Genomic DNA, 16,951 nt, shown 5'->3' with positions numbered 1-16,951 from the left:
ATGACAGAGCGCATCTACGCCATCGGCGACATCCACGGACAGAAGGCCATGCTCGACGGGGCGCTGGCGCGGATCGAGGCGGATGGCGGGGCCGGGGCCCGCACCGTCTTTCTGGGCGATTACGTGGATCGCGGGCCCGACAGCCGCGGCGTCATCGACACGTTTCTGCGCGGCCGCGATGCGGGGCGCGACTGGGTCTTCGTCAAGGGCAACCATGACCGCATGTTCGAGCGGTTCCTCGACAGCGGTGAACGGCATGACGACCGGATCAAGTCGGGCAAGTCCTGGGTCACGCCCAACCTTGGCGGCGAGGAGACGCTGGCCTCTTACGGGGTGCCGGGGGCGGCCACGATGGAGCCCGAGGCGCTGCTGCAGGCGGTGGAGCGTGCCGTGCCGGACAGCCACCGGGCCTTCCTGAAAGACCTCGCGCTCTACCACGAGCAGGGGGATTTTCTCTTCGTGCATGCCGGCATTCGCCCGGGCCTGCCGCTGAAATGGCAGCAGGAGGACGACCTGCTGTGGATCCGCGACGAGTTCCTGTCGGACGGCCGCGATTTCGGCCATTTCGTCGTGCATGGCCATACGCCGGTCGAGGGGCCGGACCTGCGGTCCAACCGGCTGAACCTCGACACCGGCGCGGGCTATGGCCGCCCGCTTTCCGTGGCGGTGTTCGAGGGCGGCCGGATCGCGCAGCTGACCGAGACCGGCCGCCAGCCGCTATGACGCGGCACGCACCGGCGTGCCCGTCAGCTTCTTCCACGCGTCATACTGCGCCAGGAAGACCTCGCCGGTCAGCTCGTCCAGGAAATGCGACCGTTTCAGCCGGTCCATCACCGGGCCCTTGACCTCGGAGAGGTGCAGCGAGATCTCCATGTCGCCCAGCCGCCGGTTCAGTTCTTCCAGCGTCTCCAGCGCGCTCATGTCGACCTCGTTCACCGCGGGGAACATCAGCACCACATGCTTCAGCGGCTGTTCGCAGGCGACCCGGTTCAGCACGTAATCCTCCAGGAACCGCGCATTGGCGAAATAGAGGCTCTCATCGACGCGCAGGGTGACGATGTCGGGCCGCGTCTCGACCTTGTGGCGCAGAATGTTGCGGAAATGCTGGGTGCCGGGCACCAGCCCCACCTCGGCCACGTGGGGGCGCGAGGTCTTGTAGAGGTGCAGCCCGATCGAGATGATGACGCCCGCGCTGACCCCCGTCTCGACGCCGAAGCCCAGCGTCAGCAGGATCGTCGCGGCCACGGCGGTGAAATCCACCCGCGAATAGGTCCAGCTCTTCTTCAGGATCGAGAAATCGACAAGGCTCAGCACCGCGACGATGATCGTGGCCGCCAGCGTGGCCTTGGGCAGGAAGTAGAGCAGCGGCGTCAGCAGCAGCGCGGCCAGCAGGATGCCCACGGCGGTGAAGGCACCGGCCGCGGGCGTCTCGGCGCCGGCGTCGAAATTCACCACCGAGCGGGCAAAGCCGCCGGTCACCGGGTAGCCGCCCGACACCGCGGCGGCCACGTTCGAGGCGCCCAGACCGATCAGCTCCTGGTCGGGAACGATGCGCTGGCGCTTCTTGGCGGCCAGTGTCTGCGCGACCGAGACGGATTCCACGAAGCCGATGATCGAGATCAGCAGCGCCGAAAGGAACAGCTGGTTCCACAGCGCCGGCGACAGGCTGGGCAGGGTCAGGGGCGGCAGGCCGGTGGGCACCTCGCCCACGATGGCGACTCCGCGCGCGTTCAGTCCGAAGGCCCAGGTGACCAGGATGGTCACGGCGACGGCGGCGACCGGGCCGGCCTTGGCGGCGATATCGGCCAGCCGCGGCTTGAGCCCTGCATTGATCAGGAGCGGCTTCAACCCCTTGCGGACCCAGAACAGGAAGGCGGTGGCGCTGACGCCGATCACCAGCGTGTAGAGGTTGGTCTCGCCCTGATGCGCCACCAGTGACCCGACCAGCCCCACCAGGTTGTGGCCATGCGCCTCGACGCCGAGGATATGCTTGAGCTGCGAGGTCGCGATCAGCACGCCCGAGGCGGTGATGAAGCCCGCGATCACCGGGTGGCTGAGGAAATTCGCCAGAAAGCCCAGCCGCAGCACCCCCATCACCAGCAGGATCGCGCCCGAGAGGAAGGCCAGCGTGCCCGCGGCCAGCGCGATCTGCACCGGGTCGCTCAGGCCGAGGTTGCCGATCGCGGCCGCGGTCATCAGCGACACCACCGCCACCGGGCCCACGGCCAGTGCGCGCGAAGTGCCGAAGATCGTGTAGGCCACCAGCGGCAGGATCGAGGCATAAAGCCCCATCTCGGCCGGCAGTCCGGCCAGCAGCGCGTAGGCCAGCGATTGCGGGATCAGCATGATCGTCACGATCACCGCCGCCACGATGTCCGAGGTTGCACTCTCGCGGTCGTAGCGTCGCCCCCAGTCGAGGATCGGCAGGTAGCGCGTGAAATGGCGGGCCGTCAGGCGGGGAGGCGTCATGGCTGGTCCTTGCTCGGGTCCGGGCAGCTTGGCGCACCGGAATCGTCTGTGTCGAGCGACATATATATTCCACTAATGGAATTTGAAAGGGGGTGCGGCGATCCTGTCGGGCCCCGGTCAGTGCCGGGGCCCGGGGGGCCTACTTGGCGGACACGGTCTCGGGCTTGGCCAGCCATTCCTTGCCGCGCAGCATGGCCTTCCAGTAGACCGGCGGCAGGATCTGCTCCTTCAGCAGCCAGGCCGCGCGGGTGGGCTTGGTCCCGTCGATCAGCCATTTCGGGAAAGAGGGCAGCAGCGCCCCGCCATAGCCGAACTCGGCCAGCACGATCTTGCCCTTCTCGACGGTCAGCGGGCAGGAGCCATAGCCGTTATACGAGGCCCGCGGCGATCCGCCGGCGAAATCCGCGGCGATGTTCTCGGCCACGACGGGGGCCTGCATCCGCGCCGCCGCGGCGGTCTTGGCATTTGGCGCGTTCATCACGTCACCCAGGCTCCAGACATTCTCGTAGGTCTTGTGGCGTAGCGTGTTCTGGTCGACATCGACCCAGCCCGCCGCGTCGGCCAGGGGCGAGACACGCACGAAATCTGGCGCGGTCTGGGGCGGGCAGACATGGAGCATGTCGAACTCCACCGTGACCTCCTGCGGCGTCTCGTCGGGGCGCGCAACCTTGAAGGTCGCCTTGCGCGCCGGCCCGTCCACCGCCACGAGATTGTGGAAGAAGTTCAGCGAGGCGCCGTATTTCTGCATGTAGGAGTCCAGCGCCGGCACGTAGTCCTTGACGCCGAACAGCACGCCGCCGGCGTTCATGAACTGGATGTCCACATGCCCCAGCACGCCGTTGCGGAACCAGTGATCGCCCGACAGGTAGAGCGCCTTCTGTGGCGCGCCGGCGCATTTGATCGGCATGGGCGGCTGGGTGAAGACCGCGCGGCCCTCCTTGAGCCCGCGGACCAGCTCCCACGTGTAGGGCGCCAGGTCGAAGCGGTAATTCGAGGTCACGCCGTTCTTGCCCAGCGTCTCGACCAGCCCGTCGACCTTGTGCCAGTCTAGCTTGAGCCCCGGGCAGACCACCAGCCGGTCGTATTTCACCACCCGGCAGCCATCCAGCACCACGGCATTGTTCTGCGGCTCGAAGGCGGCGACGGCGGACTTGATCCAGTGCACGCCGCGCGGGATCAGGCTGGCCATGGTGCGCGCGGTGCTCTGCGCCTCGAACACACCGCCGCCGACCATGGTCCAGCCGGGCTGGTAGTAGTGGATGTCGGCAGGGTCGAGGATGGCGATCTGCGCATTGGGCAGGCGCGCGCGCAAGCTCGAGGCCACCGCGATGCCCGCCGCGCCGCCGCCCACGATGACGATGTCGAATCGCGCATCGCCGGTATCGGTCGGGGTCTTGCCGCCATTCACGATGCGCCGCACCACGCCGGCCATGTCATAGCCCGCGCCTTTCGTCTTCTCGAGGATCTCGGCCGGGGCAAGATCGGCCGCGCGCGACAGCGACCACAGGGTGGCCGACCGGGTGCCCGTGCGGCAATAGGCCAGCACCGGGCCGGGCAGGGCACGCATCGCCTGCCCGAAATCGGCGGCCGCCGCGTCCGTGACCTTGCCGCTGTCCACCGGCAGGTAGCGGGTCTCCAGCCCCGCGGCGCGGGCGGCCTCTGCGATCTCGTCGAAGCCGGGCTGGTCCACCCCCTCGCCATCGGGCCGGTTGCAGATGATCGCGCGGAAGCCCGCCTCGGCGATGGCGGGGATGTCGCCCGCCGTGATCTGCGGCGAGACGGTGATGTCGTCGGTGATTTTGCGGAATTCCAAGATGCGCTCCTCCGGCAGCGGGACTCGTGTCTTGGTGCCTTTATGCATTCATGAATAAGAATGTGATATGGGCCAGAGGGTCGCAGGCCCGGCGCCGCTCCGCCGGCGGGCGGGAAACCCTGCGCGGCGGGGCCGTGTCCATGCTAGGCTGGGGTGATCCCACAGCGCGACCGGAGCCCGACATGCCCGCCCTGATCCGTCTTTGCCTGTTGCTGCTGGCCGGCGCCACCACCCTGTCGGCCGAGCCGGCGCCGCTGAGCATCGAGGGCGAGATCGTGCCCGCCCTGTCCGGGATCGAGCAGGCCACGCTGGACACCTATCGCCACGCCCGCATCACGCATATCACCTTCCACCACGAAGGCTTTGCCGGCACCGATGCCGATCTCTTCGCCCGGGCCAGCGCCGCGCGGGCACGCCAGAGCATCGCGCAGCGTGTCCGCAACATCCACCATGACCACGCGCACAATGCCGGGCTGGGCATGATCGCCTATCACTACGCCGTGGACCCGGCCGGTCAGATCGCCAAGGGTCGGCCCGTGCGCTACAAGCCGGCCACGAGATCCACCCTGCGCGGTTCGTCCCGGCGCGCGGATTTCGACGGGCATTTCGCCGTCGTGGCGCTGGGCGATTTCAACCACCAGCATCTGACCGAGGCGGCGCGCGCCTCTTACGTGCGGGTCATGTCCGAGGCGCAGCGCGCCTATCGCGTGCCCACGGCCAATATCCTGCCGCACCTGCACCACGCGCAGACCAGCTGCCCCGGCACTCATATCATGGACGAGATCGACAGCCTGCTGCGCCGCGTGACGACCCGCTCTCTGCAGGCCGAGCTGGTAGCGCGCGGCTGCGGGACACCAGCCCTGTCCGGCACCTGGGATGCGCCGAGTGCGGCGGCCTTCGAACGGCTGGTCGCGGCACATGGCGCCATGCTGGCCAGCCACGCGCCCGGCGATGCGGTGCTGCAGCAGATGCTGCACGACCCCGCCCTGGCCTGCGACTGAGGCCCTCACACGCTATCGGTGAACGCCCGCCAGCCCGGCGCCGCAAAGCGAGAACAGTTTCTCGGGCAGCGAAGTTGACATATAAATCAGGGGACGCCCACCGGTCCGCAACGACCGCGGCTTTGCAGTAACAAGTGTCTCGTTCGAAATGGTTAATGATCACGCAACGCGCTTTGTGGCCGCAAGGGGCACGGCATGCTGATCCAGCGCGACAAGGAAATGAGCCGGCTCTACGAGGTGGAGTATGGCGACCGGCGCGAGGTCTGGTTTCGTCTCCTGGGCGTGGGCGGCGGCGGGCTCCTGCTCTATGGCTACACGGGCTGGGTGGCGGCCCTGCTGTGGTCGGGGATCTACCTCGTGGCGCAGGCGGCGCTCTACCTCTACCTCTCGCGCGAGCGGCTGATCGTCACCGGGCGGCATGTGACCATCGCGGGGGCGCTCTTCCTCGTGGTGCTGGCAAGCTTCCTGTGGATGCCGGTGCATCTGGCCACCGAATCCGACATCGCGCTGGCCTTTGCCGGCAGCGTGCTGCTGGCCGCGGTCATGGCCTTCCTCGTGCGTCGGGCGGATACGCTGGCCTGGATGGTCGGGGGCGAGATCGCCTGCATCGCGGCCGCCATCGCCTGGATCGCGCAGGCGCGAATCAAGGTCTCGGACGGGTCGCTGGCCATCGTGGGCGCGTTGATCGTGGGCACGGCCGCGGTGATCTACGTGGCGCAGGCGATCCTGAGCGCGCGCGCCTCGCGGCTGCGTGCCGAAGAGGCAGCCGAGCAGGCCGCGCAGCAGCAGAAGATGGCGGCGATCGGTCGGCTGGCCGGCGGCGTGGCACATGATTTCAACAACTACCTTGCCGCAATCATCGGCCACCTTGAACTGAGCCGGGTGGTCGAGACCGATCACGAGCGGGACGAGGCGCTGGACGCCGCCCATGCCGCTGCCAAACGCGCCGAGCGTGTTGTGCGGCAATTGCTGATCTACGCCCGCCGGGCGCCGGTCCATCCCAGCCGGGTCGATATCGGCGAGGCGGTGCGCGAGGCGGTGCCGCTAGCCGATTGCCTGCTGGAGGACACGGTCACCTGCACGCTCGACCTGCCGCAGGCGCCGCAGCATGTGCGCGTCGACCGGGGGCAACTGGTGGCCGCGCTGATCAACCTGCTGGGCAACGCGGCCGACGCGATGCCGGGCGGCGGGCAGATCACGGTACAGGTCCGGGCCGAGACGCTGGCCGCGCCGCAAGCGCTCTGGGACGGCGCCACGCTTGCACCGGGGCGCTATGTCGGGATCGAGATCCGCGATACCGGGCGCGGCATCCCCGAGCCGCTGCTGCAGAAGGTGATCGAGCCCTTCTTCACGACCAAGCCCCCGGGCCACGGCACCGGGCTGGGCCTGCCCATGGTGATCGGCTTCGCGCGGGCCTGCGCCGGGGGCGTGACCATCCGGACAGGCCCCGACGGCACCGCGGTGCGCCTGTTGCTGCCGGAGGACGAGGGCGGCGGCGCGGCCGGTTGACAGCCCAGACCCCGAAACGCGAAACGCCGCCCGACAAGGGGCGGCGTTCTGAAATCCGTCACAGGCGCGTGGCTCAGAAGCCGAGGCCTTCGTATTTCTTCTTGAACTTCGACACGCGGCCGCCCTGGTCCATCAGGCGCGACGAGCCGCCGGTCCAGGCCGGGTGCACGGTGGGGTCGATGTCCAGCGTCAGCGTGTCGCCTTCCTTGCCCCAGGTGGTGCGGGTCTGGAACTCGGTCCCGTCGGTCATCTTGACGGTGACGAGGTGATATTCGGGATGGATGCCCTTTTTCATGTCGCGCTTCCCTGAACCGGTTTCTTGCCGTCACCCTTGAGCGGCTTGTAGGTGGTGTCCTCGGCGATACGGGCCGACTTGCCGCGGCGCGAACGCAGGTAGTACAGCTTGGCGCGGCGCACGCGGCCCCGGCGCACGACGGTGATGCTCTCGATATTGGTCGAGTAGAGCGGGAAGACACGTTCCACGCCTTCACCGAAGGAAATCTTGCGGACCGTGAAGCTGCCGGCAATGCCCGCGCCGTTCTTGCGGCTGATGCAGACACCTTCGTAGTTCTGCACACGGGTGCGGGTGCCCTCGGTCACCTTGTAGCCGACGCGCACGGTGTCGCCGGCCTTGAAATCGGGAATGTCCTTCCCGAGCGAGGCGATCTGTTCCGCCTCGAGTTCTGCGATCAGGTCCATGTGACCTACTCCTATTTGCCATCGCGGTTTGCCCGCGGAGATGTCAGGCCAGAGCTGCCCGCGGCTTGCGCCGCCCGGCAGATACGCCAGCTGTTCTTTGTTGCGGGATGCCCCCGGCGGTCCGGCGGCCTCCACATATCACAAGGCTCCGAGTCGCCCCGAAGCCTTGAGATGGCGCTGTGTACAGCCGGGGCGCCGCGCAGGCAAGCCCGAAGGCGCGGCTCAGCGCGTGCCGCATCGCTCCAGCAGCACCCCGTTCAGGGTCAGCGCGGTCATGTTCACGCTCAGCACCGCGACGCGGTCCGGCTGGCCCTGAATGTTCTGCAGGATCGTCAGGCATTCGGCGAGTGGCCCGTCGCTCTCGATCTCCAGCAGGCGGTCCACGCCATCGGCCCGCAGCATCAGGCGCAGCAGGCCGGGATCTTCGTTCGCGTGCGGCACCAGCTCGACACTGCGCAGCGCATCCCCCGGAATGCGGTATTCATGCGTAATCTCCAGCGCGGCCGTGGGCGTGGCAAGCAGGCAGGCCGCGATGGCGGCAAGATGGGGACGGGCTGGCATCTGGGCGCTCCTCGCGGGGTCTGGCCGCAGTATGCGCGGGCCGGCGCGTCCTGCCTAGCCCTTGTCGGTGCGGTCGCGATGCGCGGCCCAAAGATCGGGGCGGCGCGCCTCGGTCAGCGCCTCGGACTGCGCGCGGCGCCATTTCGCGATCGCGCCGTGATTGCCCGACAGCAGCACATCGGGGATCGCGTGGCCATTCCATTCGGCCGGTCGGGTGTATTGCGGATGCTCCAGCAGCCCCTCGGCAAAGCTCTCCTCCTCGGCCGAGCTGGCATTGCCCAGCACCCCGGGCAAGAGCCGGATCGTGGCGTCCAGCATCGCCTGCGCGGCCAGCTCGCCCCCGGTCAGCACGAAATCCCCGAGCGAGACCTCGCGCACCCGGAAATGGTCCAGCACCCGCTGGTCGAGCCCTTCGAAACGGCCGCAGATCAGCGTGGCGCCGGGCGCGCGGGCAAGGTCGCGCGCCATGGGCTGGGAAAACGGCGTGCCGCGCGGCGACAGGTAGATCAGCGGCGCGGCAGGCGGCATGGTGCGCCGGGCCTGCTCGATGGCGGCGCCCATCACGTCGGCGCGCAGCACCATGCCCGCGCCACCTCCGGCGGGCGTGTCATCGACATTGCGGTGCTTGCCGATGCCGAACTCGCGCAGCCCGACCGTCTGCAACTGCCACAGCCCGTCCTTCAACGCCTTGCCGGTCAGGGACAGGCCCAGGATGCCGGGGAAGGCCTCGGGGAAGAGGGTGATGACCTGCGCGCGCCAGGCCCGCGCCAGCTCTGGCGCCGGGTCCATCAGGCTGCGCGGCTGCAGCGAGGGGCGGATCGTCTTGCGTCCGTGCGATTTGGGGGTCTGGTCTGACATGCGCGGGGGCCCGTTGCGGTTCAGGCCCCCTCCTAGTCGTCCCGGCGCGGCGCGGCAAGCGGCCCGGCCTCGGCCGGCACGGGCAGGTCGACGAAATCGGTCAGGCGCGGGGCGGCGGTCAGCCGGCCGGTGGTCAGGTTCCAGAACTCGCGCGGGCGCGCCGGCCGCCCGTCGAAGCCAAGGAAGGCGCCATGGGGGTCGGCCACCCGCTTGCGCCCGGTGGCCTCGGCCACGCGGGTCAGCGCCTCGGACAGGGCGGCCTCGCCGCGCGCGGCGGGCAGGGCGATCTCCTGTCGGCGGCGGCAGCGATCGTTCCAGCGCCGGATCACCGCCTCGACCAAGCGGATGGTTTCCATGTCGCGTTGCCGGAGCGCGCGGTCCAGCACGCCGTCCCGCGCCACGCGGTAGAAGTAGAGCGCCACCGTCGCGCGGTCGCAGCTTTCCTCCTGCAGGCACCATGTGATTGCGGCGCGCTGGTCGGGATCGGTCAGGTCGCCCTGTCCGACCACGTAATGCCACAAATCGGGATCGGGGGCAGAGAGCGCGCGCAGCGCCGCGGGCAGCGATCCGGGCTCCGCGCCGCGCATCTGTTGTTGCCACAGCGCCTGCGTGGCGAGATAGGCATCGTGTTTGCGGTCAAAGACCTCGCGGGTCGCGGCGATGGCCTCGATCTCCTGCCGCACGTCCAGCACCAGTTCCGGCCGTCGGAACAGCTGGGCCAGCCGGCCTGCCTCGCCCGGTTCGGCGGTGAGCACCTGTCGGAACAGGTAGAGTTCGCGCACCGAAACCTCGTCGAGCGCCTCAGGGTCGGGCTTGGCGCAGCGGGCCAGCACGCCGGACAGGGCCTGGCCGACCGCGCGTTCGGGCCGCGTCGGAAAGACCGCATCCTCGGGCAGGACCGGCTCGGTCACGGCGAGGGTCAGCTCGGCGCGCATCTGCTCGACCGTGGGCAAGCCGTCAAGCGCGTGGCGCGGCAGCTTGCGCCGCAGCAGCGTGCGGCGCGACGGCCCGCCACGCGCGCGGCTGACCCGGATCGAGGTCACCAACGCATAGAGCGCGCCCAGCCCGCCCAGTGCCAGCCCGGCAACCGAGGCGGGCAGCACGGAGACAGCCAGGGCCGGGCTCAACGCCAACCCTGTTAGCAACACGCGATACACCATGCCGTCCACGACTCACCCCCCCGAGGTTCATTCGAATGAGGCTAAAAATGGATAAAGATTGTGGCGATTTAGCGGTTCAAATCGGGACCGTAAGAGAACACCGTGGCGCGCATTCGGCCAATGTTCGGCAGTCTAGCAAGACCGTTTCGTCAGGGGAAACGCCGATGGCGCTGTCGTTGCGTCAGGCGACTCAGTCCAGCAGCCCCTCTGGGGGATCGGCGACCAGCCGGCCGGCTTCCAGGTCGACGGTCGGCACGATGTCGCGGGTGAAGGGCAGCAGCACGGTCCGGCTCTGCCCGGCGATGCGCAGCTCCAGCAGGTCGGTCGCGCCGTGGTTGAACACGGCCTTGACCTCGCCCAGCGTCTTGCCGCCGGTGTCCAGCACGCTGAGCCCGATCAAGTCGGCATGGTAGAACTCGTCATCCGGCAGGCCCGGCAGGCGGTTGCGCGGCGCATAGAGCCGCACGCCACGCAGCGCGTCGGCCTCTTCCTTGGTCTCGACGCCCGACAGGCGGGCGGCAAAACCGTTCTTGATCTCGCGCGAGATCTCGACCTCGAACTGGCGGGCGCCGTCCTCGGTCGACAGCGGGGCGTAATCGGCGATCGCCCCGGGGTCCGAGGTAAAGCTCTTCAGCCGCACCTCGCCATGGACGCCGAACGCGCCTGCCACGGCGCCGACGCAGATTGTCTCCTCCATCGTGCCCTCCTGTGGTCGGGGTCGCCCGGGTGGTCCTGCAGGGACCAGTATTCCACGCCACGCGGGGATCGGGAATGCATCCCGTGGCGCGGCGCGCAGAAAAAACCCCGACGCCAGGGTGGGCCTGGCGCCGGGGGAAAGGGGCACGCTTACTCGGCGTCGGCCCCTTCGGCTGCGGCCGCCTTGGCGGCTTTCTCCTCGGCGCGCTCCTTGGCCTTCTTGCCCGGCTCGGCCTTCTTCATGTTGGCGCGTTCCTTCTTGTTCAGAACGCCGGCCGCCTCGAGGAAGCGCGAGATGCGGTCGGTCGGCTGCGCGCCCTGGTCCATCCAGTACTGCACGCGCTCCATGTCCATCTTGACGCGCTCTTCGCTGTCCTTGGGCAGGAGCGGGTTGTAGGTGCCCAGCTTCTCGATGAAGCGGCCGTCGCGCGGCATGCGGCTGTCGGCCGCCACGATGCGGTAGAAGGGGCGCTTTTTCGAGCCGCCGCGGGCGAGTCGGATCTTGATAGCCATGTCTGGTGTCTCCTTGTGATGGCGTCGGGACGGAAGGGGGCGGGTCTGCCGCCGGTCGCTTCCGCCGGGGAAAAGGCCGGGGGGAGCCGGCCGGTCAGAACGACGGCGATCCCGGCCGCCGGGCCGGTCTCCGCCGTTGCAGTCGGGGCACGGTGCCGGCGGCGGGCCGGCGCGTGCGGTGAAGGGGGCGGGCAGCGGCGCTCATGCCTTGTGCTGCCGGTGATGGCGGATCACCTCCTCGATGATGAAGGTGAGAAAGCGCTTGGCGAATTCGGGGTCGAGATCGGCATCCAGCGACAGCCGCTTGAGCCGCTCGATCTGGCGGTCCTCGCGCGCGGGATCCGAGGGCGGCAGGTCATGCGCGGCCTTCAGCACGCCCACGGCTTGGGTGTGCTTGAAGCGTTCGGCCAGCGTGTAGACCAGGATCGCGTCCAGCCGGTCGATGCTGTCGCGATGCTCCTTCAGAAGCTCTGCGGCGCGCGCGGTGTCATCTGTCATGTCGTCTCTCCGGAAGGGCGCGGGTGTACAAAAGTCAGGCTGAGCGGGTCATGCGCCGCGCGGCCCGGCTCGGGCGTGGCGCCAAGGCGCTCGGCCAGCCGGATCGAGGGCGCGTTCTGCGCGTCGACATAGCTGACCAGCCGGCGCGGATTCAGGTTCGCCCAGCCCCAGTGCAGCGCGGCGCGGGCGGCCTCGAGCGCCAGCCCGCGGCCCGAGAAGGGCGCGTAGATCGTCCAGCCCAGCTCCATGTCGGCCTGGTAGGGCGGGTGGTGCAGCCCGGCATAGCCGGCGGGGCGGCCGTCGACCTCGACGGTCCACCAGCCGAAGCCCTTCAGCGCCCAGTGACCGGCCACGGCGGCAAATCGCTTCCACGTGCCCTTGGGCCCCAACGGCCCGCCGACAAAACCGGCCCGGTCCGAGGCATAGAACGCCGCGTAGGCCGGGAAATCGGTCTCGCACAGCGCCCGCAGCCGCAGCCGCGCGGTGGTGATGACGGGGATCTCAGTCAATGGCGAAGCCTTTCGGCTTGAACAGCGGATCCTGGTAATGCGCGATCTCCATTGCGATGCCATGGCCCAGCTGGCCCTGCAGGTCGGCCGGCGCGGGATGGCGATAGACCGCATCCGTGCCGTCGATCGAGGGCGCCGCGTGATCCTTGGTGCAGCCCAGCCGCTCGGCGAGGCGGATCGAGTCGAGGTTCTTGGGGTCGATATAGCTGACCGCCCCGTCCCAGCCCTGCTCTTCATAGAAGAAACGCCGCACGCGGTCGGTGGCCTCAAGCGCATAGCCCTTGCCGGCGCGGTCGGGCCAGATGATCCAGGCGATCTCGCGCTCGGGCCACTTGGCCGGGAACCAGCCGCCGGCCATGCCGACGGTCTCTTCGGTGTCCTTCAGATGCACCATCCACATGCCGAAGCCGCGGATCTCCCAATGGCCGATCTCGGCGGCATAGAGCATCCATGTCTCGTAGGCGTTGAGCGGACCGCCCATGAAGCGCGACCGGTAGGAGGCGAAGGTCGCCTTGAAATCCGGGTAATCCGCGGGGGCGGGGGCGCGCAGGACCAGCCGCCGGGTCTGCAGGACGGGAATGTCGCGATGGCCCATCAGGCGGTCTCCTTCACGTGCCGGAAAACGAGGGTCCCGGGCGCGTCCAGCGCGGCCTCGGCGGCGCTGTCGCGCGTGGCGCCGAGGCGCTCCATCAGGCGGATGCAGCGGTCATTGTCCTCCGCCACGAAAGAGGCGACGTTGTCCCAGTCGAGCGCTTCGAAGGCATGGGCGCGCACGGCGCGCAGCGCCTCCTCGGCATAGCCCTGCCCCTCGGCCGCTGCGGTCAGGAAGATGCCCAGCTCGGGCTCGGGGTCGTCATATTCGAAGCCCAGCGTCACGAAGCCCGCCGAGGGTGCGGTCTGCGCATCGATCGTCCACAGCCCGTGGCCGTGCAGCATCCATTGCGCGGTATACTGCGTGAACTCGCCCCAGGCCTCGGCCCGGGTGAAGGGCCCGCCCATGAAGATCGCCCGGTCCGTGGTCATGATCTCGGCGAAGGCGGCGAAATCGTAGATCCGCGGGCCGCGCAGCTGCAGCCGGCGGGTGTCGAGCACCGGCACGCGGCCACCCAGCCGCGCGGCGGTCCGGGCGGCGGGGCCCGGACGGTGGCGTTCCACGGGGGCGATGGCGGGTGTGCTCATCCCTGGCCCTCCTCGTGGCGCCAGACCTGCGCCTCGTGGCCCAGAAGCACGGTGTCGCGCTCGTATCGCGCGCCCATCCGCTCGGCCACCCGGCGCGAGCGCGTGTTCTCGGCATGGATATAGGAGATCAGCGGCCCAAGCCCATGCGCCGCCGCCGCCCAGTCGCGCGCGGCGATGGCGGCCTCGGTGGCATAGCCGAACCCCTCGTAGCCGTCGAAGAGCTGCCAGCCCAGCTCGGGCTCGTCCCACATGATGTGGTTGATGATGCCGACCCGGCCCAGCCGCGTGCCATCGGGCCGGCAGACGGTGAACATGCCGTAGCCGCGCAGGCACCAATGCCCCATCACGCCCAGGAAGCCGCGCCAGGCGTGGAACTGGTCGTCGCTGGTCCCGCCGGTGAAACGCGCGCGGGGCGAGGCGACATAGGCCGCGACCGCGTCGAAATCATCCTCCTGCGGGGGGCGCAGGATCAGCCGGTCGGTGGTGAGCGTGACATCGGGGATCATGCCAGCACCTCGGCCGGGCCGGGGTGACGCCACAGCTCGTCCTCGCCCATGTTGGTGTTCAGGTAGGTGCGCTCATAGCGGGCGCCCAGCCGCTCGGCCAGGCGCTTGGACCGTGCGTTGCCGGGCACGATGTTCGAGGTCAGCGTGGTCAGCCCGAGATCTGCATAGGCCCAGAGCCGGGCGCGGGATGCGGCCTCGAAGGCGATGCCGCGCCCCTCGAACCCGTCGAACACCACCCAGCCCAGCTCGGGCTCGGGCCATGTCTCGGGGAACCAGATGCCCGAGATCCCGGCGGCGGCGCCGCTGGCGCGGTCCTCGACCACGAAATAGCCGAAGCCGTGGATGTGCCAGTGCCCGACCAGCAGCGCGAACCAGCGCCAGGCCTCGCCACGTTCGGGAATGTGGCCGAACCCCTCGGCGCGCTCGGCATCCATCAGGAAGTCGATCACCGGCGCGGCGTCGCGGCGTTCGGGGCCGCGCAGGATCAGCCGCTCGGTCTCGAGCCGCGGCGCCCGGGTCAGGCTGTCGGCCCCGGCCATCAGGGGGTTGTCAGGCGATCGGCTCATGCATAGGCCTCCGGGCTGCCATCGGCATCGGGCCGGTGGCGGTAGACCAGCGTCTCGGCCGGGGTTTCGCCGTCAGGCCGGGGGGCGTCGGGGTCGTGCTGCGCGCCCAGCCGTTCGGCCAGCGCGATGGAGCGCGTGTTCCCGGGATGGATGTAGCTGACCAGCGTGTCGATCGGCAGCGCGCCCCAGGCCCAGTGCAGCGCCGCGGTGGCCGCCTCCTGCGCGTAGCCCTGCCCCTCGTGCCCGTCGAAGACTATCCAGCCGATCTCGAGCTCGGGGAAATGCGGCGGCTGGCCGATGGCGACCTGTCCGATGAAGGTGCCGTCCTTCAGATCGACGCCCCAGCCGCCATGGCCCATCAGGTCCCAGCTGCCGACCTCGGAGGCGAAGCCGTACCAGAGCTGGCTGCGGGTCGCGGGGGCCGAGACATACCCCGCCCGGTCGCCCTGGAAAAAGGTCCAGAACGTGTCCATGTCCGAGCGGAGATGGGGGCGCAGCGTGAGGCGCGGGGTATGCAGGATCGGTGCGGGCATCGTGTCAGGGCAAGCGGTGCGCGGGCCTTTCTGGCAGCATGAGTATTTTCGGAAAGATGAAAGGGCGGGTCATTTCTTCTTGCCGAACCCCGACAGGCCCGGCGGCAGGGCCGCGCCGCCGCCCATGCCCGGCAGGCCGCCCTTGCCGCCCATCTGCTTGGCTGCGGCCTCGAGCGCCTTGGGATCCATCTGGCCGGCCATCTCGGGCGGCAGGCCCCCCTTGCCGAACATGCCGCGCATGGCCTGTTTCATCATGCCGCCTTTGCCCATCTTGCCCATCTTCTTCATCATGTCGGACATCTGGCGCTGCATCTTGAGCAGCTTGTTGAGGTCCGAGACCTCGAGCCCGGCGCCCCTGGCGATGCGCTTCTTGCGGCTGGCCTGCAGGATCTGCGGGTTGGCGCGCTCGGTCTTGGTCATGGACTGGATCAGCGCGATCTGCTGGCGCAGCATGCCGTCATCGATGCCGGCCTCGCCGACCTGCTTGGCCATCTTCCCCATGCCGGGCATCATCTGCATCATGCCCTCCATGCCGCCCATCTTCATCATCTGCTCGAGCTGCATCTTGAGGTCGTTCATGTTGAACTGACCCTTCTGGAAGCGCTTCATCATGCGCTCGGCCTGTTCGGCCTCGAGCGTGGCCTGCGCCTTTTCCACCAGCGCGACGATGTCGCCCATGCCGAGGATGCGGCCGGCGACGCGGTCGGGCTCGAAGGTCTCGAGCGCGTCCATCTTCTCGCCCAGGCCCACGAACTTGATCGGCTTGCCGGTGATCGCGCGCATGGACAGGGCGGCGCCGCCGCGCCCGTCGCCATCCATCCGGGTCAGCACGACGCCCGAGATGCCGATGCGGTTGTCGAAATTCTCGGCCGTGTGGACCGCGTCCTGGCCGGTCAGGCCGTCGACCACGAGGATCGTCTCGCGCGGGTTGGCGACATCGCGCACCGCCTCGACCTGGGCCATCAGCTCTTCGTCGATGGAGAGCCGCCCGGCCGTGTCCAGCATGTAGACGTCGTAGCCGCCGAGCCCCGCCTGCGTCTTGGCGCGTTTCGCGATGGCGACCGGGTCCTCTCCCTTGACGATGGGCAGCGTGTCGACGCCGATCTGCTGGCCGAGAATGGCCAGCTGCTCCATCGCCGCCGGGCGGTTGACGTCAAGCGAGGCCATCAGGACCTTCTTGCCGTCACGTTCCCTGAGACGCTTGGCCAGCTTGGCGGTGGTGGTCGTCTTGCCGCCGCCCTGCAGGCCGACCATCAGGATCGGCGCGGGCGGGTTGTCGATCTTGAGCTTGCCGGGATCGCCATCCTCGCCGGCGAGCACGGCGATCAGCTCGTCATGGACGATCTTGACCACCTGCTGGCCCGGGGTGACCGACTTGGTCACCGCGGCGCCGGTGGCCTTCTTCTTGACCGCCTTGATGAACTGCCGCGCCACGGGCAGCGAGACATCGGCCTCGAGCAGGGCGACGCGGACCTCGCGCAGGGCGGTGCGCACGTCCTCTTCGGAGAGCGCGCCCTGCTTGGTCAGCCGGTCGAACACGCCGCCGAGGCGTTCGGAGAGATTTTCGAACATGAGGGGGGTCCCTCCTTCTTCTCTGTCATCTGCCCCGAAGGTAAGGGGGCGGCCGGTCCGACTCAATTGCACAAGGGGCACAGCGGAAACGCCCCCGTGGGCGCAACGCGCTGACGGAGGGCGATCCCGGGCAATGCCCAAGGGACCGGAAGGCCATCGGTCTTCCGGAGATGCTGAGGCGGTAGCGCATCGCGGCCCGGCTGTCAATCGCGGGCGGCGGTGGTTAGAGTTTTAGGCGTTTTGGTCGAGGCTTTGGCAATCAATGGTTGAGTAGCGGTGCGAAGCCTGTCAGCCTCGTGTTGACGCAGC

General features: G+C 68.9%; 20 protein-coding genes. 3 read left to right on the top strand and 17 right to left on the bottom strand.

The genetic code is table 11. The features are described from left to right. Positions 1–723, top strand: coding sequence for a metallophosphoesterase family protein (locus tag AVJ23_RS17675; RefSeq protein WP_058863544.1), 723 nt, complete (start codon positions 1–3; stop codon positions 721–723). Here AVJ23_RS17675 and AVJ23_RS17670 read toward each other — a convergent pair. Both AVJ23_RS17670 and AVJ23_RS17665 read right to left on the bottom strand, forming a co-directional pair. After that, a complete protein-coding gene (locus tag AVJ23_RS17670; RefSeq protein ID WP_058863543.1) occupies positions 718–2,469 on the bottom strand; it encodes a SulP family inorganic anion transporter in 1,752 nt (583 codons plus the stop codon). The genes AVJ23_RS17675 and AVJ23_RS17670 overlap by 6 nt on opposite strands. A 139-nt stretch (positions 2,470–2,608) precedes the next feature. Further along, complete coding sequence (locus tag AVJ23_RS17665; protein ID WP_058863542.1) at positions 2,609–4,282, bottom strand: bifunctional protein tyrosine phosphatase family protein/NAD(P)/FAD-dependent oxidoreductase; 1,674 nt, start codon at positions 4,280–4,282, stop codon at positions 2,609–2,611. A gap of 182 nt (positions 4,283–4,464) precedes the next feature. On the opposite strand from AVJ23_RS17665, the gene AVJ23_RS17660 reads away from it, so the two are divergent. Then, positions 4,465–5,283, top strand: a complete 819-nt coding sequence (locus AVJ23_RS17660) for a peptidoglycan recognition protein family protein (protein WP_058863541.1) — start codon at positions 4,465–4,467, stop codon at positions 5,281–5,283. A 195-nt stretch (positions 5,284–5,478) separates the two neighbouring features. Then, entirely contained in the window at positions 5,479–6,792 is a 1,314-nt protein-coding gene (locus AVJ23_RS17655) for a sensor histidine kinase (protein WP_058863540.1), read from the top strand. A gap of 73 nt (positions 6,793–6,865) precedes the next feature. Here the strand turns inward: AVJ23_RS17655 and rpmE are convergent, their stop codons facing one another. The 15 genes from rpmE to ffh all read right to left on the bottom strand — a co-directional run bounded on the left by rpmE (position 6,866) and on the right by ffh (position 16,642). Continuing rightward, a complete protein-coding gene (gene rpmE / locus AVJ23_RS17650; protein ID WP_058863539.1) occupies positions 6,866–7,087 on the bottom strand; it encodes a 50S ribosomal protein L31 in 222 nt (73 codons plus the stop codon). Beyond that, positions 7,084–7,491, bottom strand: coding sequence for a 50S ribosomal protein L19 (gene rplS, locus AVJ23_RS17645; protein ID WP_058863538.1), 408 nt, complete (start codon positions 7,489–7,491; stop codon positions 7,084–7,086). The genes rpmE and rplS overlap by 4 nt, the downstream gene beginning before the upstream one ends. 222 nt (positions 7,492–7,713) lie before the next feature. Next, entirely contained in the window at positions 7,714–8,052 is a 339-nt protein-coding gene (locus AVJ23_RS17640) for a hypothetical protein (RefSeq protein WP_058863537.1), read from the bottom strand. Between the two features lie 54 nt (positions 8,053–8,106). Continuing rightward, complete coding sequence (trmD, locus tag AVJ23_RS17635; protein ID WP_058863536.1) at positions 8,107–8,910, bottom strand: tRNA (guanosine(37)-N1)-methyltransferase TrmD; 804 nt, start codon at positions 8,908–8,910, stop codon at positions 8,107–8,109. A gap of 32 nt (positions 8,911–8,942) precedes the next feature. Then, a complete protein-coding gene (locus AVJ23_RS17630) occupies positions 8,943–10,037 on the bottom strand; it encodes a hypothetical protein (RefSeq protein WP_058863535.1) in 1,095 nt (364 codons plus the stop codon). A gap of 223 nt (positions 10,038–10,260) precedes the next feature. Then, entirely contained in the window at positions 10,261–10,767 is a 507-nt protein-coding gene (gene rimM / locus AVJ23_RS17625; protein ID WP_058863534.1) for a ribosome maturation factor RimM, read from the bottom strand. 149 nt (positions 10,768–10,916) lie between these two features. Then, the gene (gene rpsP, locus AVJ23_RS17620; protein ID WP_058863533.1) at positions 10,917–11,279 is read right to left on the bottom strand and encodes a 30S ribosomal protein S16; all 363 of its coding nucleotides are present in this window, start codon (positions 11,277–11,279) and stop codon (positions 10,917–10,919) included. 201 nt (positions 11,280–11,480) lie between these two features. Continuing rightward, on the bottom strand, positions 11,481–11,777 hold the full coding sequence (locus AVJ23_RS17615; RefSeq protein WP_058863532.1) for a chorismate mutase: 297 nt from the start codon (positions 11,775–11,777) through the stop codon (positions 11,481–11,483). Beyond that, positions 11,774–12,286 (bottom strand): GNAT family N-acetyltransferase, encoded by a 513-nt coding sequence (locus AVJ23_RS17610; protein WP_058863531.1) that lies wholly within the window; start codon positions 12,284–12,286, stop codon positions 11,774–11,776. The genes AVJ23_RS17615 and AVJ23_RS17610 overlap by 4 nt, the downstream gene beginning before the upstream one ends. Then, positions 12,279–12,881 carry a GNAT family N-acetyltransferase gene (locus tag AVJ23_RS17605; RefSeq protein ID WP_058863530.1) on the bottom strand — a complete coding sequence of 201 codons (603 nt, stop codon included), beginning with the start codon at positions 12,879–12,881 and terminating at the stop codon, positions 12,279–12,281. Before AVJ23_RS17605 ends, AVJ23_RS17610 begins: the two co-directional genes overlap by 8 nt. Further along, positions 12,881–13,465 (bottom strand): GNAT family N-acetyltransferase, encoded by a 585-nt coding sequence (locus AVJ23_RS17600; protein ID WP_058863529.1) that lies wholly within the window; start codon positions 13,463–13,465, stop codon positions 12,881–12,883. Before AVJ23_RS17600 ends, AVJ23_RS17605 begins: the two co-directional genes overlap by 1 nt. After that, on the bottom strand, positions 13,462–13,971 hold the full coding sequence (locus AVJ23_RS17595) for a GNAT family N-acetyltransferase (protein WP_058863528.1): 510 nt from the start codon (positions 13,969–13,971) through the stop codon (positions 13,462–13,464). The genes AVJ23_RS17600 and AVJ23_RS17595 overlap by 4 nt, the downstream gene beginning before the upstream one ends. Continuing rightward, a complete protein-coding gene (locus AVJ23_RS17590; protein ID WP_240484706.1) occupies positions 13,968–14,537 on the bottom strand; it encodes a GNAT family N-acetyltransferase in 570 nt (189 codons plus the stop codon). The genes AVJ23_RS17595 and AVJ23_RS17590 overlap by 4 nt, the downstream gene beginning before the upstream one ends. Further along, positions 14,534–15,070, bottom strand: coding sequence for a GNAT family N-acetyltransferase (locus tag AVJ23_RS17585; RefSeq protein WP_058863526.1), 537 nt, complete (start codon positions 15,068–15,070; stop codon positions 14,534–14,536). Before AVJ23_RS17585 ends, AVJ23_RS17590 begins: the two co-directional genes overlap by 4 nt. Positions 15,071–15,139: 69 nt before the next feature. After that, the gene (gene ffh / locus AVJ23_RS17580; RefSeq protein WP_058863525.1) at positions 15,140–16,642 is read right to left on the bottom strand and encodes a signal recognition particle protein; all 1,503 of its coding nucleotides are present in this window, start codon (positions 16,640–16,642) and stop codon (positions 15,140–15,142) included. Between the last annotated feature and the right edge of the window lie 309 nt (positions 16,643–16,951).

It is taken from the genome of Pseudoponticoccus marisrubri, assembly GCF_001482405.1.
GTDB lineage: Bacteria > Pseudomonadota > Alphaproteobacteria > Rhodobacterales > Rhodobacteraceae > Pseudoponticoccus > Pseudoponticoccus marisrubri.
Note: the sequence above shows the minus strand (reverse complement) of the source record. Positions and strands in the feature narration are given on the sequence as shown.